This window comes from Sorangium sp. So ce726, assembly GCF_051521405.1.
Classification (GTDB): Bacteria; Myxococcota_A; Polyangia; order Polyangiales; family Polyangiaceae; genus Sorangium.
Map to the genome: position 1 here is coordinate 12,801,935 of NZ_CP150349.1, position 15,808 is coordinate 12,817,742.

At 70.6% G+C, this 15,808-nt stretch carries 12 protein-coding genes; 5 read left to right on the forward strand and 7 right to left on the reverse strand.

The features are described from left to right. Window positions 1-98: 98 nt before the first annotated feature. Genes WME79_RS47640 through egtD form a run of 4 tightly spaced genes read right to left on the reverse strand, consistent with a single transcriptional unit; the run spans window position 99 to window position 4,658 of the window. Window positions 99-1,619 carry a glycine betaine ABC transporter substrate-binding protein gene (locus tag WME79_RS47640; protein WP_437529268.1) on the reverse strand — a complete coding sequence of 507 codons (1,521 nt, stop codon included), beginning with the start codon at window positions 1,617-1,619 and terminating at the stop codon, window positions 99-101. Continuing rightward, the gene (locus WME79_RS47645) at window positions 1,616-2,410 is read right to left on the reverse strand and encodes an ATP-binding cassette domain-containing protein (protein WP_437529271.1); all 795 of its coding nucleotides are present in this window, start codon (window positions 2,408-2,410) and stop codon (window positions 1,616-1,618) included. The genes WME79_RS47640 and WME79_RS47645 overlap by 4 nt, the downstream gene beginning before the upstream one ends. Next, a complete protein-coding gene (locus WME79_RS47650) occupies window positions 2,407-3,696 on the reverse strand; it encodes an SUMF1/EgtB/PvdO family nonheme iron enzyme (RefSeq protein WP_437529274.1) in 1,290 nt (429 codons plus the stop codon). Before WME79_RS47650 ends, WME79_RS47645 begins: the two co-directional genes overlap by 4 nt. Then, the gene (gene egtD / locus WME79_RS47655) at window positions 3,693-4,658 is read right to left on the reverse strand and encodes an L-histidine N(alpha)-methyltransferase (protein WP_437529276.1); all 966 of its coding nucleotides are present in this window, start codon (window positions 4,656-4,658) and stop codon (window positions 3,693-3,695) included. Before egtD ends, WME79_RS47650 begins: the two co-directional genes overlap by 4 nt. 190 nt (window positions 4,659-4,848) lie before the next feature. Between egtD and WME79_RS47660 the strand changes: the two genes are divergently transcribed. The 3 genes from WME79_RS47660 to WME79_RS47670 all read left to right on the forward strand — a co-directional run bounded on the left by WME79_RS47660 (window position 4,849) and on the right by WME79_RS47670 (window position 7,614). Beyond that, window positions 4,849-5,679, forward strand: coding sequence for a tyrosine-type recombinase/integrase (locus tag WME79_RS47660; RefSeq protein WP_437529279.1), 831 nt, complete (start codon window positions 4,849-4,851; stop codon window positions 5,677-5,679). An 8-nt stretch (window positions 5,680-5,687) separates the two neighbouring features. Then, a complete protein-coding gene (locus WME79_RS47665; protein ID WP_437529282.1) occupies window positions 5,688-6,770 on the forward strand; it encodes a formylglycine-generating enzyme family protein in 1,083 nt (360 codons plus the stop codon). Window positions 6,771-6,933: 163 nt separating this feature from the next. After that, a complete protein-coding gene (locus WME79_RS47670) occupies window positions 6,934-7,614 on the forward strand; it encodes a hypothetical protein (protein ID WP_437529285.1) in 681 nt (226 codons plus the stop codon). Between the two features lie 50 nt (window positions 7,615-7,664). On the opposite strand, the gene WME79_RS47675 is transcribed toward WME79_RS47670, so the two are convergent. Continuing rightward, on the reverse strand, window positions 7,665-8,537 hold the full coding sequence (locus tag WME79_RS47675) for an NAD(P)-dependent oxidoreductase (protein ID WP_437529287.1): 873 nt from the start codon (window positions 8,535-8,537) through the stop codon (window positions 7,665-7,667). A 321-nt stretch (window positions 8,538-8,858) separates the two neighbouring features. Here WME79_RS47675 and WME79_RS47680 point away from each other — a divergent pair, with 321 nt between their 5' ends. Beyond that, window positions 8,859-9,563, forward strand: coding sequence for a helix-turn-helix domain-containing protein (locus WME79_RS47680; RefSeq protein ID WP_437529290.1), 705 nt, complete (start codon window positions 8,859-8,861; stop codon window positions 9,561-9,563). Window positions 9,564-9,696: 133 nt separating this feature from the next. Here the strand turns inward: WME79_RS47680 and WME79_RS47685 are convergent, their stop codons facing one another. Next, the gene (locus WME79_RS47685; RefSeq protein WP_437529292.1) at window positions 9,697-12,957 is read right to left on the reverse strand and encodes an esterase-like activity of phytase family protein; all 3,261 of its coding nucleotides are present in this window, start codon (window positions 12,955-12,957) and stop codon (window positions 9,697-9,699) included. Between the two features lie 219 nt (window positions 12,958-13,176). Between WME79_RS47685 and WME79_RS47690 the strand changes: the two genes are divergently transcribed. After that, window positions 13,177-14,913: a helix-hairpin-helix domain-containing protein gene (locus WME79_RS47690; protein WP_437529295.1), complete on the forward strand. Its 1,737-nt coding sequence runs from the start codon at window positions 13,177-13,179 to the stop codon at window positions 14,911-14,913. Here the strand turns inward: WME79_RS47690 and WME79_RS47695 are convergent. After that, complete coding sequence (locus tag WME79_RS47695; RefSeq protein ID WP_437529298.1) at window positions 14,902-15,771, reverse strand: SDR family NAD(P)-dependent oxidoreductase; 870 nt, start codon at window positions 15,769-15,771, stop codon at window positions 14,902-14,904. The two genes, WME79_RS47690 and WME79_RS47695, sit on opposite strands and share 12 nt — an antisense overlap. Between the last annotated feature and the right edge of the window lie 37 nt (window positions 15,772-15,808).

Sequence of the window (15,808 nt, forward strand, 5' to 3'; positions counted from 1 at the left end):
GCTCAGTAGGGTACAGCTAATGGCAGGATGCCTTCCGCTTGGTGCTACGTCGCGGTAATCCCAACGGCCGGCCCGCGGGGGGCCCAGCGCAGAAGAATTCAGCGCCGCAATTCATCGAGGAAACGGGCGGCCACCGCGGCCGGCGAGCCCTTCTTCTCGTCCACGGCCGCGTTCATCTGGCGCATCTTCTGCGCGTCGATCGTCCCCGACAGCCCGCGCAGCGCCTCCAGCACGTCCGGGCGGGTGCGCGCGAGCCGATCGCTCACCAGCACGAGCGCGTCGTACGGCGGGATGGCCCGGCGATCGTCCTCCAGCAGCACCAGATCGTCGACGCTGATCCGCCCGTCGGTCGAGAAGGCGGTGATCACGTCCACCTGCTCCGCCCGCAGCGCCTCGTAGAGCAGCGACGGATCCATGCTCCGCGCCTCGCGGAACGCGAGGCCGTACACGCGCTCGATGGCGCGCCACTCCGGCCGCTGGAAGATCTCGTAGTCGCCCCCCACCCGCAGCGATCGCGCGCGCGCCCCGAGATCGCTGATGCGCCGGATCCCCAGCCGCTCGGCCTCGGCCCGCCGCATGGCGAGCGCGTAGGTGTTCTCGAACCCGAGCGCGGCGGCCACGTGGACGTTGTACCGATCGAGCAGCTCCCTCTCCACCGTGGCCAGCACCGACGCGCGGTCCGCGCCTTCCGTGCTCCGTCTCAGGACGTTCGCCCAGAGGGTGCCCGAGTAGTCGACGTAGACGTCGATCTCGCCGTTCTTCAGCGCGTCGAACACCACCGTCGATCCGAGCGATCCCAGCGTCCGCGCCGGCACGCCGGCGACGCGCTCGATCCTCCCGGCGACGATGCCGGCGAGGATGTACTGCTCGGTGAAGGTCTTGGCGCCGACGGTGATGGACACCTGATCGCGCGCGAGGAGGGCGCGCACGACCGGGGTGGCCGCGAAGACCGCGAGCCCGGCGAAGCCGCCGAGACACAGCAGCACGAGGCGCCGGCTGTGGCGCGTGACGCCGGCGAGCAGGCCACGCACCAGGCCGTCCAGCACCAGCGCGAGGCCGGCCGAGGCCACACAGCCGATCAGCACGGCCGTGTAGTTGCGCGTCTGCAGCCCGCTGAAGATGTAGTCACCAAGGCTCGGCGCCCCGACCGGCGTGGAGAGCGTGGCGGTGCCCACCGTCAGCACCGCCGCCGTGCGCACGCCGGCCACGATCACCGGGAGCGCCAGCGGCAGCTCGACGCGGCGGAGCTGCTCGCGGGGCGTCATCCCCACGCCGCGCGCGGCCTCGATCACCGCCGGATCGAGGCCCGAGAGGCCGGCCGCCGTGTTCCTGAGGACCGGCAAGAGGCTGTAGAGGAAGAGGCCGATCAGCGCCGGCAGGTAACCGATGCTGCGCGCGCCCAGGGCCGCAAGCACGGGCACCATGAAGGCCAGGAGCGCCAGGCTCGGGATGGTCTGGACGACGCTCGCCACGCCCAGCACCGGCCCCTCCAGGCGGCGCGATCGCGTGACCAGCACGCCCAGCGGGACGCTCACGGCCACGCCCAGCGCCAGGGCGACCAGCGTGAGCCCAAGGTGGGCGGCGAGGTAGCGCGGGAGGAGGGCGAGCTGCTCCTTCACGAAGCGTCTCCTCCAGCGATCGTTCGCGCGGGCGCGCCCGCGATCAGCGACGCGAAGGCGCGCGCCTGCTCGAGCGGGCCGCGCACCAGATCGGCCACGTAGTCGTCGGCCGGCGCGCGCACCAGCTCGCGGCCGGGCGCGAGCTGCAGGAGGCGCCCGCCGCGCATGACGCCCACGCGATCGCCGAGGAGCAGCGCCTCGACGACGTCATGCGTGACGAAGATCGCCGAGAACCCCAGGCTCCGGCGCACCCGCGCGAACGATCGCTGGAGGCGCTCGCGCGTGATCGGATCGAGCGCGCCGAACGGCTCGTCGAGCAGCAGCACGCCCGGCTCGGCCGCCAGCGCCCGCGCCACGGCCACGCGCTGCGCCTGGCCGCCGGAGAGCGCGTCGGGCCGCCGATCGCGGACCTCGGCTGGATCCAGCTCGACCAGCTCCAGCAGCGTGTCCACCCGACCACGGATGCGCCTCGCGTCCCAGCCGAGGAGCGCCGGCGTGATGCCCACGTTCTCGGCGACCGTCAGGTGTGGGAAGAGCCCGAGCCGCTGGAACACGTAGCCGATGCGGCGCCGGAGCGCGTGCGGCGGCACGGTGGTCACGTCCTCGCCCTCGACGCGGATGCGACCCGAGCTCGGCTCGATGAGCCGGTTCGTCATCTTCAGCGTCGTGGTCTTCCCCGATCCCGACCCGCCCAGCAGGACCACCAGCTCGCCCGGCTCGACGCGCAGGGAGACGCTGTCGACAGCGGCGATTCCATCGTAGCGCTTGGTCACCTGATCGAGCTCGATCATCGCCGCCGAGAGCGTGGCTCCTCGCGTACGACCCGGAAGCTCGAAAAGACATAGGGATAGTCCCGGCGATACCAGTTGCGGAAGCTCGGCCGCAGGAACCCCTCGTCGGTCGCCCACGAGGCGCCGAAGACGACGTCGTGCTCCCCGTCGAAGAAATCCGCCGAGTACCCGGGGTACGTGCGGGCGTACGCGACGAAGCCGGGCAAGGGCGCGAAGGGCGTGCACGTCCACTCCCAGCCATTGCCCACCAGCTCCTCGACGCCGAACGCGCTGGCGCCGTCCGGGTGGCTGCCCGTCGGCACCGGCGACCATCCGCGAAAGCCGAATTGGCCATGACGCGGCTCGCCCGGCGCGTGCCCCCACGGACGCGCGCGCACACCGCCGCTCGGCTCGCCGAACGCGGCGCGGCGCAGCTCGGCCTCGGTCGCCAGGCGCCCACCGCGCCAGACCGCATAGGCGCGCGCCTGCTCGCCCGAGACCTGCGCCGGCCAGCCCGACGCGACCTCGAAGGAGACCGGTCCGAAGATCGTCTTCACCGCCAGCCCGCCTCCGCGGCGCACGAACGTACGGGGCGTCAGCGCGGCCCGCGCGCCGTCTTCCATCGCCTCGAGGAAGGCCAGGTAATCGCCGTTCCGCACCGGCAACGAGTCGATGGTGAAGCCCGGGACATCGATCTCCGCGCGCCCGAACTCGTTGTCCCAGCCGAACGGGATCGCCTCGAAGTCCGCGCCGATCACCACGCGGCCTGCCGGGACGTGCCGGGGCTCGGCCGCGCGCCCCCCGCCGCCCACGAACGCGGGCGCGCCGTCGGGGCGCCGCGCGGCGCCGTGCTCCTGGAGCATGTACATCAGGGTCTCGTGGTGCATCCGCTCGTGCTCGATCACGAGCTGGAGGATCCGCCCCCGCGCGCCGAGCACGTCCTCGGCGCGCGCCAGCACGTCGGGGATGCGCGCCCGCACGGCGCGGCGGACCTCGTCGCGGTACGCGATCACCTCGGCGATCGCCGGCCACGCGTCCCTCGACGCGGCGCGGGCGCCGTCCTCGTCGGCCGGATCGATCCCGCGCTCGAACAGCACGTCGAAATCGCTCCGCATGGGCCCGAGCCCGAGGACGCCTCGGCCGATCTGGTTCCACGCGAAGGCCGGGAGGTGCCCCAGGTAGAACGAGAAGGGGTGTCGCAGCGCGATGGGCCGGCGCCCCATCGACGCCTCCGGGATGAGCGCGAAGAGATCGTCGCTGCGGCGCCACGCGGCGGCGAGGAGCGCCTCGAACGAGGCCTCCGTCACGCGTCGCTCGGCCGGAGCAGGGCCAGCGCGAAGAGCTGGTTGGGATCGGTGTGCCACGAAGACACCACGAGCCCTCCGGCCCGGGCCGAGGCCTGGAGCGAGTCGCGCGTGAACTTGCAGCTCACCTCGGTGCGGATCTCGGCGCCGCGCTCGAGATCGAGCCGCAGATCGAGCGCCGGAATCTGCACGCGCATCCGCCGCGTGGCCACGAGGCGCATCTCGATCCACGCCCGCGCCTCGTCGTAGAAGGCGCGGTGCGCGAACGCGTCGGGCGCGAAATTCGCCCCGAAGCGCCGGTTGATCACGCGGAGCGCGTTGCGGTTGAAGGCCGCCGTCACGCCATCCGGATCGTCGTACGCGGCCTCCAGCCGGGCCGTATCCTTGACCAGATCGGCGCCGACGAGGAGCGCGTCCGACGGCTCCATGACGCGCGCGACCTCGCGGAAGAAGGCGCGCCGCTCGTCGGGGTAGAGGTTGCCGATGGTGCCCGCGAGGAAGACCACGAGGCGCCCCCCGCCCCGGCCGAGCCGCGGCAGGTCGGTGGTGAAATCACCGATCATGCCGCGGAACGTGTACTCCGGGTAGTCGGTGCGGAGGCGGCTGATCGACGTCTCCAGGAAGAGCCCGTTCACGTCCAGCATCGTGCACGTCTCGCCGCCGCCCACCCACCGCCAGGCGTCGAGCAGGATGCGGATCTTGCGGCCCGCGCCGCTGCCCAGCTCGACGAGGCGCCGCGGCCGGACGGCGCGCAGGATGTCTCCGGCGCGCTGCTCGAGGATGCCGATCTCCGTGCGCGTCGGGTAGTAGACCCCGAGATGGGTGATCCGCTCGAACAGCTCGCTCCCGAGATCGTCGTAGAAGTAGACGGGCGGGATCTCGGGCAGCGATCGTGTGAGGCTCTCGCGCAACCGAGCGCGCTCATCGGGTGAAGGGTACGCGTCCTCCGCGAATGTGGAGCTCAACAGGACCTCCTTGAGGGAGCGCTGGGCAGCGCGTCCATTGGGAGGAGAGCGGCGGACGTCAAGCATGGATCCCCGGCGTGCCGCCGTGGACGATGCTCGGTGAAACCCGGGCAGCGCGGGCGTATTCAAGGGGTGTGCAGAAAACGGGGGCCGGGCAGGTAGAGCCAGTAGGGTACAGCTATACGGTAGGATGCCTTCCGCTTCCGGGGAAACCACCTTCGCCGAGTTCGCCGAGCGGGTTGTTTCGGGAAAGCTGGCTGAGCAGTATCCGGACCATGTGAAGGCGATTCGCCGCCCGGATCTTTATCGAGGCAGGCTAAAATGCTTCCGGATCGATTACGGCTTCCTCATTCGCGAGGGAATGCGAGCCGACGAGGCCGGACAGCTGGAATGGTCGGACGTAGATCTCGATCGCGGTGCAGTGGTTCTCGACGAGAACAAGACCGACGATCCCCGGGCTTGGGCGCTCTCACCCGACGTGGTACGCGCGCTCCGTCAGTGGCGCGAGGTCTGCCCGGACAAGGTACGCATCTTCGTAGGAAAGTGGGGCTGCAACTCTTTGCCGGGGCAGAACGGGGCGGCGCGCTTCAGGGACCACCTTCGACGCGCGGGACTTACTCGGCCTGAGTTGTTCGAGACCACGGATTCAAGACTGAACATCCGCCTGCACGATACGCGTGCCACCTTCATCACCATCAAGCTCGCGAACGGCCGCACGGAGACGTGGATCTCCGACCGAACCGGGCATAGGTCGAGCGGCCAGATCCACCACTACAAGCGCGCCGCGCGCAAGGTCGCGGAGCTCGGCTTGAGCGACTTTGCCCCCCTTGATGAGGCGATCCCCGAGTTGAGGGGCAAGGGAGGCTCGGCACCAGGGAAGTCCTGGAGGCACGTCCACCGCGAGATGGGTGCGACCCATCTCCCGCATGGGCGAGCCAGCTCATCCGGATCGGTGCAGGACAGGAATCGCCCGCGCCGCGACGCCATGTCGCACAACCGAAGCGGCGGCGCTCGCACCTAACCCCCCAAATGGCCACGCGACCGCCTCGACAGCCGCTCGCGGCCCTCCTGGCCCTCTGTACCCTCGCGGCGCTCCTGGGATCGACCCACGCGTACAGCGGTGGCGCTGCGGAGGAGGACGCGGATGCTTCCGTTCACGCAGGGCGCGACCGCGCGCAGGCGCTTCCGCCCAGCTGCGCGAGCGTCACGCCCGGCGCCGACAACGGCTGCGGACTCGGCCACGATGACGACTGCTGCGCCAGCCTGCTCGTGCCCGGCGGGACGTTCAACCGGCTCAACGATCCGCGGTATCCGGCGAGCGTGAGCAGCTTCCACCTCGACAAGTACATGGTCACCGTCGGGCGGTTTCGCCGCTACCTGGAAGAGACCGGCGGCCCCACCCAGGCGAGCCCGCCACCGGCCGGCGCAGGGGCGCACCCGAAGATCCCGGACAGCGGGTGGGACCCGGCCTGGAACACGATGCTCCCGGCGACCACGGCTGCGATGAAGCGGGCGCTCGTCTGCGATCCTTACGGCTGGCCGACGTGGACCGACGCTCCGGCCGCGAACGAGGACAAACCCATCGTGTGCGCGACATGGCTCGAGCTGTTCGCGTTCTGCGCCTGGGACGGCGGGCGCCTGCCGACCCAGGCCGAGATGAACTACGCCGCCGCCGGCGGCGACGAGCAACGGCTGTATCCGTGGGGCTCTTCCCCCATCACCTCCGACGACGCGGCCTACTGCTGCCAGGGCGAAGGCTCGACGTCGCTGCCCTGCGAGGACGCGTTTCCCCCGTGGAGCCTCATCCACTGCACGACCGACGATCTCGCGCCCGTCGGCTCCTTTCCCAGGGGAGCGGGGCGCTGGGGCCAGCTCGATCTCGCCGGCGAGGCCTACAAGGTCACGCGCGACGCCGCCGACGACGACCGCCCGCTCGTGCCGTGCGCCGATTGCTCCCGGTTGGACAACCACGCTGCCCTGCGCGTCACGCACGGCGGGAGCTTCGTCGCCGCCGGATACCGGCAGACGACGACCTACCGCGCACCCTACGAGACCAATGGCCGCCACTACTATGTATCGGCGATGTGCGCGCGCGACCTGCCAGGGCCGTGAACCCTCCGCGCGGCCCTCGCCAGCAGCGCCGCGGAGGGCTCGGGCGAGCGCGCCCTGGCGGGCTCGGCTCCGTCCGGGGACGAACCTATTGCGGGGAGCGAAACCGATCTAGGCGATGCGCATAGTACTTCCCGACAGCGAGACCTGTCGAAAGGACTACGCCATGATGAAGAAACATTTCGCCCTCTTCCCGCTGCTCACCGCGAGCGCTCTCTTCTCCGGCTGCGCCGTCGACACGGCGGAGCCGGCCTGGGAGGATGGCGCGCATGACGAGCAGGTCGGCCGCGCCGAGGAGCGATTGGACCAGACCTGCTCTTACTTCGAGTCCGGGCAATGGATCGAGTTCGACTGCTGGGAGGGCGGTGGCGACTGGGATCCTCCCGGCCCCGGAGAGGCCGAGCCCCCTGGCGGGGGTGAGGAGGGCGGGCCCGGCACGGGGGGCGACGAGGGTGGGGAGCCGGTGCCTCCGTCCCTGGACGCCGGCATCGTCTTTTCCAGCAACGGGCCGATCTACGGGAAGTATTGCACGCAGATCATCGAACCCTCGGACATCGGAGGGGGCTGGGGCAACAACTACCTCTGCTCGACCGACAACATCGGCTTTCGGTGGAGCTACGACGAGGCCATCGCCGGGATGAGGTGCTATCGGATCAACGAGACGGCCGAGCCGTGGACGACCCACTGGGGCGACAACTACCTCTGCGTCCCCGATGCGGCGCGCCTGTTCCTGTACTGGTCCACCGGCGGCGCGTTCGCCGACGCGAACATCCGGTCGGTGCGCTTCTACGAACCCCAGGACCCGCACACCTGGAGCGACAACTACCTGGGCTACTACAAGTTCTGACGAGGCGCGCCTCGGGGCTCCTCTGCCCGCGTGCGCGCGGATCGCCACCTTCAAGCGCTCTCGCGAAACACCTTGATGAGCGCGGCGGGCGACTCCGCCCCGTGGCCCGCGGCGACTCCCTTCCTGAAGAGCGCCGCGGCGAACGCCGGGAGCTCGGCGTTGATCCTCGCTTCCCGCGCGTGCCGCTGGATGAGCTCGACGGCCTGCGCGCAGATCTCCAGCGTGGCCTCCTCTGCCTCGTACGCTCCGGACTGGATGGAGTCCGCGTCGTGCTTGACCATCCCACCGATGGCCGGAGCGACGACGGCGGCCATGGCCCCGAAGTCGGCCACGCGGATCCCTTCGGCCTCGCAGATGCGGGCGCCGTGGTAGAAGCCGAGGAGCCCCGCGAACAGGTGCGATAGGAACGCCAGGTCCATGGCCGCCGCCCAGCCGACCTTCTCCCCGAGGTAGCTCACGGTCCCGGCCGTGCTCTCGAGCAGCGACTTGCTCTTCTCGTAAGCCGAGCCCGAGCCCGAGACGAGGATGCTGCTCTCCGGCTTCCCCATCTGGCTCGGGGTGGCCAGGATGGCGCCGTCGAGGTAGTCGATGCCGCGCTGCTTCGCCCACGCTTCGAGGGTACGCGCGTCCTCGGGGCTGCCCGTGCTGAGCTGGACGAGCACCTTGCCGGCGAGGGAAGAGACCACGTCGCGCCCCTCCAGCACGCCGTACGTCGCGCGGTAGTCGGTGATGCAGGTGATCACGATCCCGCTCGCCTGCGCCGCTGCGGCAGCGCTCGGGGCCAGCACCGCTCCCTCCGCGACGAGCGGCGCGGCCTTCGCGATCGAGCGGTTCCAGACGGTGACGCGAGCGCCGCTGCGGAGCAATTCCCGAGCGAGCGCGGTGCCCATGAGACCCAGACCGATGACCGTGACTTCACGCATGTGAGCTCCTTCGTTTGCGGCCCGTCTGCCGATGACGGGCGCGCCTTCGTGCCGGCCAAGGTGGGGGCCTGCGACCCGGGCCGTCGCGCACGATCGGACGCCCGGAGAGCACGTTCGGACGGCGGCGAGCGCGGAGCCGCCCCGTGGCGCGCCGCTCGGCGGCGGTGGATACTGGCGGGGATGCAGGTCATCGGACAGACCCGAACTCCCATCCGACTGGAGCCGTCCGCGGGCGCGCCGCGCCCGTACGTCGGGGTACATGTCGGCGTTCACTCGACCCAACCGGGCGTGATCGCGCTCGATGCCTCGCAGGATCATCGGGTGAAGATCCATGCGGGCGCGCCGGTACGCGGGGCCTGCCGCGCCGATCGGTTCGTCTACACGCGCGGCGACGTGGACCTGATCCCCGCCGGAGCCTCGGACGTCTGGCAGGAGGACGACGCGGGCACCTCGCTCATCCTGTCGCTGTCCCCTTCGCTGCTGCGCCGGGTCGCAGCGGACATGGGGCTCGATCCCGACAAAGCCGGCCTGGAGCCGCGCCACCAGATCAGGGACCCGCAGATCGAGCACATCGCCTGGGCGCTCGACGCCGAGCGCAGGGCCGGCGATCCGACCGGGCTTCTCTACAGGGAGAGCCTCGGCGTCGCGCTCGCCGCGCACCTGCTCGGCCGTTACAAGGCGCCGGGCCGCCTGCGGCGAGGGCTGTCTGCGCCGCAGCTACGGCGCGTGACGGCGTACATCGAGGAGCACCTCGATCACGACCTGTCGCTCGATCGGCTGGCCGGCGTCGCCGGGGTCAGCGCGTCCCACCTCAAGACGCTGTTCAAGCGGTCGACCGGCGTGCCGGTCCACGAGTACGTGATCCAGCGCCGGGTGGAGCGCGCGAAGGCGCTGCTCCTGCGCGGCGACCTGCCCGCCAGCCAGGTGGCGATCGAGGCCGGGTTTGCGCACCAGAGCCACATGGCGAGGTGCATGCGCCGCGTCCTCGGCGTGACGCCGGCAAAGGTGGCGGCCAGCGCGCGCTAAACCAGAGAAAACAGCCGCCAAGGCGAGCCGCGATGACGCCAAGGGCGCCAGGAAACCAGCGAAATAAACAGGAGAGGAAATGCGGGGACAGCCCTGAGCAGCGCCGGCGGGGGGCCGGCGCCGCGATCCGCCCTCAGGGGCAGCCGTTGGCCGCGCCCGGGGTCGCCGGCGTCGTCGTGACGAACGCGCCTGTCCCGTCGGGGCAACGGCCCGCCGTGTCGACGTGGCCAGTCCAGGTGTGCTGGTCGACCACGACGCCCTCGGGCGTGTACAGGATGGCCGAGTCCGCCGACCCGAGCCCGAAGGTGAGCCTGAGGGGCTCACCGCTGCTCTCTCCGCGGATCAGCAGGTATCCCCCCGCGGGCACCGTCGCCCCAGCGGGGAGCACGAGCTCGTGCGAGGGATCGTTGTCCGTGAGCCGGAAGCCGCTGACGTCGACGTCCGAGGCGCCGCGGTTGTAGAGCTCGACGAAGTCCTCTCCGGCCGAGCGCACCTCGTTGATGACCACGGTATCTCCACCAGGATCACCCGGGTCCTCCGGATCACCCGGGTCCTCCGGCTCTTCCGGATCGCCTGGCTCCTCCGGCTCCCCGTCCCCGCCCTGGATGCCCAGCACCGATGCGTCGAGCCTCAGGAAGAAGTTGAGCGCCTCGCCGCCGTCGTTGTCGTTCGTGACCCACAGGCCGTCGGCGCCGAGCGCGAGCCCTTCGATCTTCTCTTGATCGAAGCGGAACGGATGCTCGAGCAGATCATAAGCGAGCGTCTTCTCCACCGGATCCGCGATGTCGTTCGGCGTGCCGCTCGAGAGCGTGAAGGTGCGAATCGTCTTGTTCCCCGCCTCGCCTGCCCAGCCCTGGTCGCGCTCGACCACCGCGAACGTGTCGCCGCCCACGTGAATGAGCTCGCTCAGGAACGTGTTGCCGCGGGCCCCGCCGGGGTTCGCGTCGAGCGGGTAGAAGTACCAGCGCCAGGCGCCGGTATCGACGTCGTACTCGCCGATACGGGTGTTCTGGCCTTCGTTCGTGAGCGCCCGCTGCATGGCCACATAGACCTTGAGGCCGCCAGAGGCAGACGGCGTGCTGTCGACCACAGCGATGCCCTCGTAGCCGTTGGCGCGCACCCTCGACCAGTCGATCGCGTTCGCATCGCCGCCGCACGGGAGATCGACGATGCCTCCGTCGCCGTAGCCGGAATCGAGGCGGCCGCGCTCGTCGAAGAACAGGATACGGTTGCTGAGCACCGAGCCAACGCAGGTCGTGCTGCCGCCGTTGCCGGCGATGCCCTCGCTGGCGAGGATGTAGCCCCCCTCGGGGTTCACCGCGATGCCCTCCGGATCGTAGCCCACGAGATCGGCGCCGGCGCCGTCCTTCAGGATCAGCTCCCGGACGAGCTGCATGCGCCGATCGCCGTGGTCGGGCCAGAACGACCAGATGCGCTGGCGCGCGAAGGCGTTGTCGGGCGTCGCGAGCAGGAAGCCGGTGGCCGGCTCGTACGCGAGGGCGCCGAGCGCGCTGAAGCCAGGCCCGCTCGAGCGCGCCTCGTAGACGTCGTCGCCATGGCCGACCTCGGCCGGATCCGTGACCGAGCGGTACAGCCAGATGCCACCGCCCACCCCGTCGTCGCCTTCACCGCTCACAGCCACGAGGTTGCGCGACGGAATCGCGACCGCGCCTTCGGGCCGCATCGGGGCGCCGAGTAGCTGCTTGAGCACCGGCGCCGACGGGGTGCTCATGTCGACGACGAGCAGCGACGCGTTGCGCTCGCCCAGGAAGAAGGCGTAGTCCGTGCCTCCGAACACCCCGGTCGCGCAGCCCTCGATCTCGATGCCGCGGTCGCCGGAGCGCCCCTCCGGGTAGGCGCCGGCGCGCACCGCGAGCCGCTCGGCAGCGTCGCCGCTGTCGTACACGCGGTCGCCGTCGAGGTTGAAGACAGCGAAGCCCCGGCCACCCGACCACAGGCCTGCGGCGAACGCGTCGTTCGGCGTGTCCCCCTCGTTGGCGCTCACGAAGTGCCGGCCATCGGAGAGCAGACACACCGAGTCCGGCTCGAGCAGCCCGGTGAAGCTCGAGCTGGTGAGATCGATCTCCCCGTTCGACGCGAGATCGGCGCGGGCGTGCGTGGAAGTGCCGGCCTCGATATAACGGGTGACCGTCGCGGAGGCGAGGTCGATGACCGCGATGAGGTTGTTCTCCTGCAGCGACACGATCGCCGTCGTGCCGTCTCTGGTGATGTCGACGTACTCCGGCTGCGGATCGCCCGGGATGTTGCCGACCGCGGGCGTGAGCGCGATCGTGGCCACGGTCGACTCCGAGGGATCGCTCTCATTGATGGTGATGATCTGGACGCTACCGGGGCGCGCCTGAGCGACCGCGTTGTCGTCGGCGTTCTCCTCGTCCTCGATGGCGACAACCACCCGCGCGCCGTCCGGCGTGATCTTGAGGCTGTCAGGGCCGACGCCGACCGCCACCGAGCCAGCGATTTCCCGGGTCACGAGGTCGATGAAGACCAGGGCTCCGGGATCGGCGTTGTGGATCGGATCCGTCGTGTCCTTCACCGCCGCGATCGCGTACCGGCCATCCGGCGTGATCGCGATGGCAGTGGCCTCACCGTTGCCGTTGCTCACCGTGCCGGCGATGTCGACCGTGCCGAGGAGCGCAGGGCTGCTCGGGTCGGAGATGTCCACGAACCCCACGGTGTGCGTGACGCTGCTCGTGTAAGCCAGCACGTTGCCGTCCGGAGAGGCGGCCACGATCTCGGCGATCGGCCCGCCAGGGGCCGTGTATTTGGCCACGAGCTGGAAGCCCGCCACGCCGCGCCCGCCGTCCTCGCCGTGGCAGACATAGGCGGTGTCGGAGATCTCGCCTTCATCGAGCACGCCATCGCCGTCGGCGTCGAGCCCGCTGGTCACCTTCTGCCCGCCACTCGCGCAGTTCGGTCCGCTCGGCTCGGGCGCGATGTCGATGAGCACCTGCTGGGCGTCGTCGCCATCAGCGCCGTCGGTGCCATCAGCGCCGTCGGTGCCGTCAACGCCGTCGGTGCCGTCAACGCCGTCGGTGCCGTCAGCACCATTGGCGCCGTCAGCACCATTGGCGCCGTCGTCGCCAGGGTCGCCCTTGGGGCCATCCGCTCCCGCCTTGCCGTCGAGCCCGTTGCACAGGTAGGTCGTCGCCTCGACCTCTCCCTCATCGATCTGGCCGTTTTCGTTGAGATCACGTCCGGAGTCGACCCGGGTGCCGCCGTTCTCGCAGCGGTCGCCGGCCGGCTCGTCGCTGAAGCCCAGGATGGCGCCGCCCCTCTGGCCGCTATCCGGTACCTCGCCTCCATCGTCGGAACACCCCGAAAGCGCCAGCGCCGCGGCGCCGAGGCCGATCCAGGTGAGACTGCGCAGCTTCACGTCACGTTCTCCTTGCTGAAGCCGCCCACACTGCCCGAGGCGATCGCCGGCGACGCGACAGCTGCTTGAAACTTTTATTGCAAATCCGTGTACTTCGGTGCTCCCGGCCGGGCGCGACCGCCGGTGCCTCCGCCAGTGACGCTGTGGCAAACTGCCCCGCTGCACGGCGCCGTTCGGCATGAACTCCGGCAGCCCGCGAGTGCTAGAGTTGCGTCATCCATGCTCGACAAGCTCGACATCGCCCGCGCCCTCCGCGAGACGGGCACGCTCCTCCTGATCAAGGGGGAGAACCCGTTCAGAGCGCGCGCTTACGAGACGGGGGCCGAGGCGCTGGAGCAGCTCACGGACGACCTCGGCGCGCTCGTCAGGGGCAAGAAGCTCACCGGCATCAAGGGCATCGGCCCGGCGCTCGCCGCCCAGATTGCCGAGCTCTACCAGACGGGGCGCTCCGGGCAGCTCGAGGAGCTCCGCGCCGAGCTGCCCAGCGGCGTGCTGGAGCTCGCCCAGGTGCCGGGCATGAGCCTCAAGCGGATGAAGGCGCTCCACGAGGCGCTCGGCATCGGCAGCGTGGAGGAGCTGAAGAGGGCCTGTCTCGCCGGGAAGGTCCGGGCGGTGAAGGGCTTCGGGGCGAAGACCGAGGCGAGCCTGCTCGAGGGGATAGCCCGCTACGAGGCGCGCGACGAGCGCGTCCTCCTCGTCGACGCGCTCGAGGCGGCCGAGCCGCTCCTCGCCCACGTGCGCGGCTGCGAGGCGACCGAGCAGGCCGATCTCGCGGGCTCGATCCGGCGCTGGGAAGAGACGGTGGCGGCCATCGACCTCGTGGCCGCGGCGGACGACGCCGCGCAGGTGATCGACTGCTTCGTCCGGTCCCCGCAGGTCGCCGAGGTCGAGGAGCGCGGCGACGCGCGTTGCAGGGTAAGGCTCTCGGGCGGCCTGCGCGGCGAGCTCCTCTGCGTGCCGCCCCGGGACTACGCCGCTGCGCTTCACCACCGGACGGGGGCGCCCGAGTACCTCTCGGCGCTCGGCGCGCTCGCGCGCGAGCTGGGGCTCACGCTCGACGAGAGAGGGCTCTCGCGGGGCAAGAAACGCCTCTCCGTGAAGACGGAAGAGGACCTCTACGAGCACATCGGCATTCCGTACATCGCGCCCGAGCTCCGCGAGAGCGCGGAGGACATCGTCGCTGCCATCGAGCGCGCCGCGCGGGCGGGCCGCGCGGGCGAGCTCGTCGAGGAGGGCGATATCCAGGGGATGGTGCACTGCCACACGGTGTACTCGGACGGCAAGAACACGATCGAGGAGATGGCCCTGGAGGCCGAGGCGATGGGGATGAAATACCTCACCATCACCGATCACTCGCCCGCCGCCCATTACGCGAACGGCGTCGGCCTTGACCGGCTGAAGCAGCAGTGGGACGAGATCGCCCGCGTCCAGGAGCGCGTGAGCGTGAAGCTCCTCCGAGGCACCGAGTCGGATATCCTCGAATCGGGGAGGCTCGATTATCCGGACGCGATCCTCGAGCAGCTCGACGTGGTCATCGCGAGCATCCACTCGCGCATGAAGATGGACGCGGACCAGATGACGCGCAGGCTCGTCAGCGCCATGCGGCTGCCGGTCTTCAAGATCTGGGGGCACGCGCTCGGCCGGCTCATCCAGCGGCGCGAGCCGTTCGCGTGCCGCGTCGAGGAGGTGCTCGACGCCGTGGCCGAGTCGAGGGCCGCCGTCGAGGTGAACGGGGACCCGTACCGCCTCGACATGGAGCCCCGGTGGATCAAGGAGGCGCGCAAGCGCGGTATCCGCTTCGTGGTCTCGACGGACGCACACTCGACGAACGCGCTCCACAACCTGCGGTTCGGCGTGGGGACCGCGCGGCGAGGCGGCCTCCGCCGGGGCGAGGTGCTGAACGCGCTCGGCCCGGCCGCGTTCCAGAAGGCGGTCCGGCCCGCTCTAGCGCGCTGAGCCGCCGCCGGCGTCGACCTCCCGGATCGACCTCGGCTGGGCGCCGTCCACGTCGGTGAAGCCGTATTCCCTCGCCAGCTCGGCCGCGATCAGGACCTCTCCGCTCTTCTGCATCACGCCTGGATCGGCGGCCAGGGCGGCGACGGCCCTGCCGATGAAGGTGGGGCTCTCGCTGTTCTTGAGCTGCTCGCCGAAGAAGGACGCGTGCTTCATCACGCCCTCTGTCCGCACGAGGCCCGGGTACAGGCTGACGGCCGCGACGCCGTGCGACCTGAGCTCGTGCGCCATCGCCCCGGCCATGCGGTCACAGGCGGCCTTGGCCGCGCCGTAGGCCACGCCCATGTCGTCCTTCTCGGCGGCGATGAACGAGATGTTCACGATGAGCCCGCGACCCCGCGCGATCATGAGCGGAGCCGAGAGCGCGCTCGCGACGTAGTGGGCCCGCACGCCCGCGGAGAACATCTTGTCCCACCGGGAGAACGGCGCAGCCCAGAACCCGGCTTCCGTCCAGAACTCGGTGCCATCGTGGAAGTGCTCGTAGCCACCCCAGACGTTGTTGACGAGCACGTCGAGCCGCCCGTGCTGCTCGGCGCGGATCTGCTCGATGACGGCCCGGGTCTGCTCGTCGTCCCGGTGGTCGCAGCGGACGGCGATCCCGCGCCCGCCGAGCCGCGTCACCTCGTCGGCCGTGCCACCGATGGTGCCGGGCAGCTGGATGGCCGCTTCGCCCTCCGCGACCGTCCGCCCGGTCACGTACACCGTGGCCCCGGCCTCGCCGAGCCCGAGCGCGACTCCCTTGCCGACGCCGCGGCTAGCCCCCGTGACGAGCGCCACGGCCCCTGTGAGCGGTCGAGACATGAGTAAACTCTATTTACTTTATCTGGCGCGCCCCCTC

Excerpts from the sequence above, each read along its gene's own strand:
- WME79_RS47645 (WP_437529271.1), bottom strand. The coding sequence starts at position 2,410 with ATGATCGAGCTCGATCAGGTGACCAAGCGCTACGATGGAATCGCCGCT.
- WME79_RS47660 (WP_437529279.1), top strand. The coding sequence starts at position 4,849 with ATGCCTTCCGCTTCCGGGGAAACCACCTTCGCCGAGTTCGCCGAGCGG.
- WME79_RS47665 (WP_437529282.1), top strand. The coding sequence starts at position 5,688 with ATGGCCACGCGACCGCCTCGACAGCCGCTCGCGGCCCTCCTGGCCCTC.
- WME79_RS47670 (WP_437529285.1), top strand. The coding sequence starts at position 6,934 with ATGATGAAGAAACATTTCGCCCTCTTCCCGCTGCTCACCGCGAGCGCT.
- WME79_RS47675 (WP_437529287.1), bottom strand. The coding sequence starts at position 8,537 with ATGCGTGAAGTCACGGTCATCGGTCTGGGTCTCATGGGCACCGCGCTC.
- WME79_RS47690 (WP_437529295.1), top strand. The coding sequence starts at position 13,177 with ATGCTCGACAAGCTCGACATCGCCCGCGCCCTCCGCGAGACGGGCACG.
- WME79_RS47695 (WP_437529298.1), bottom strand. The coding sequence starts at position 15,771 with ATGTCTCGACCGCTCACAGGGGCCGTGGCGCTCGTCACGGGGGCTAGC.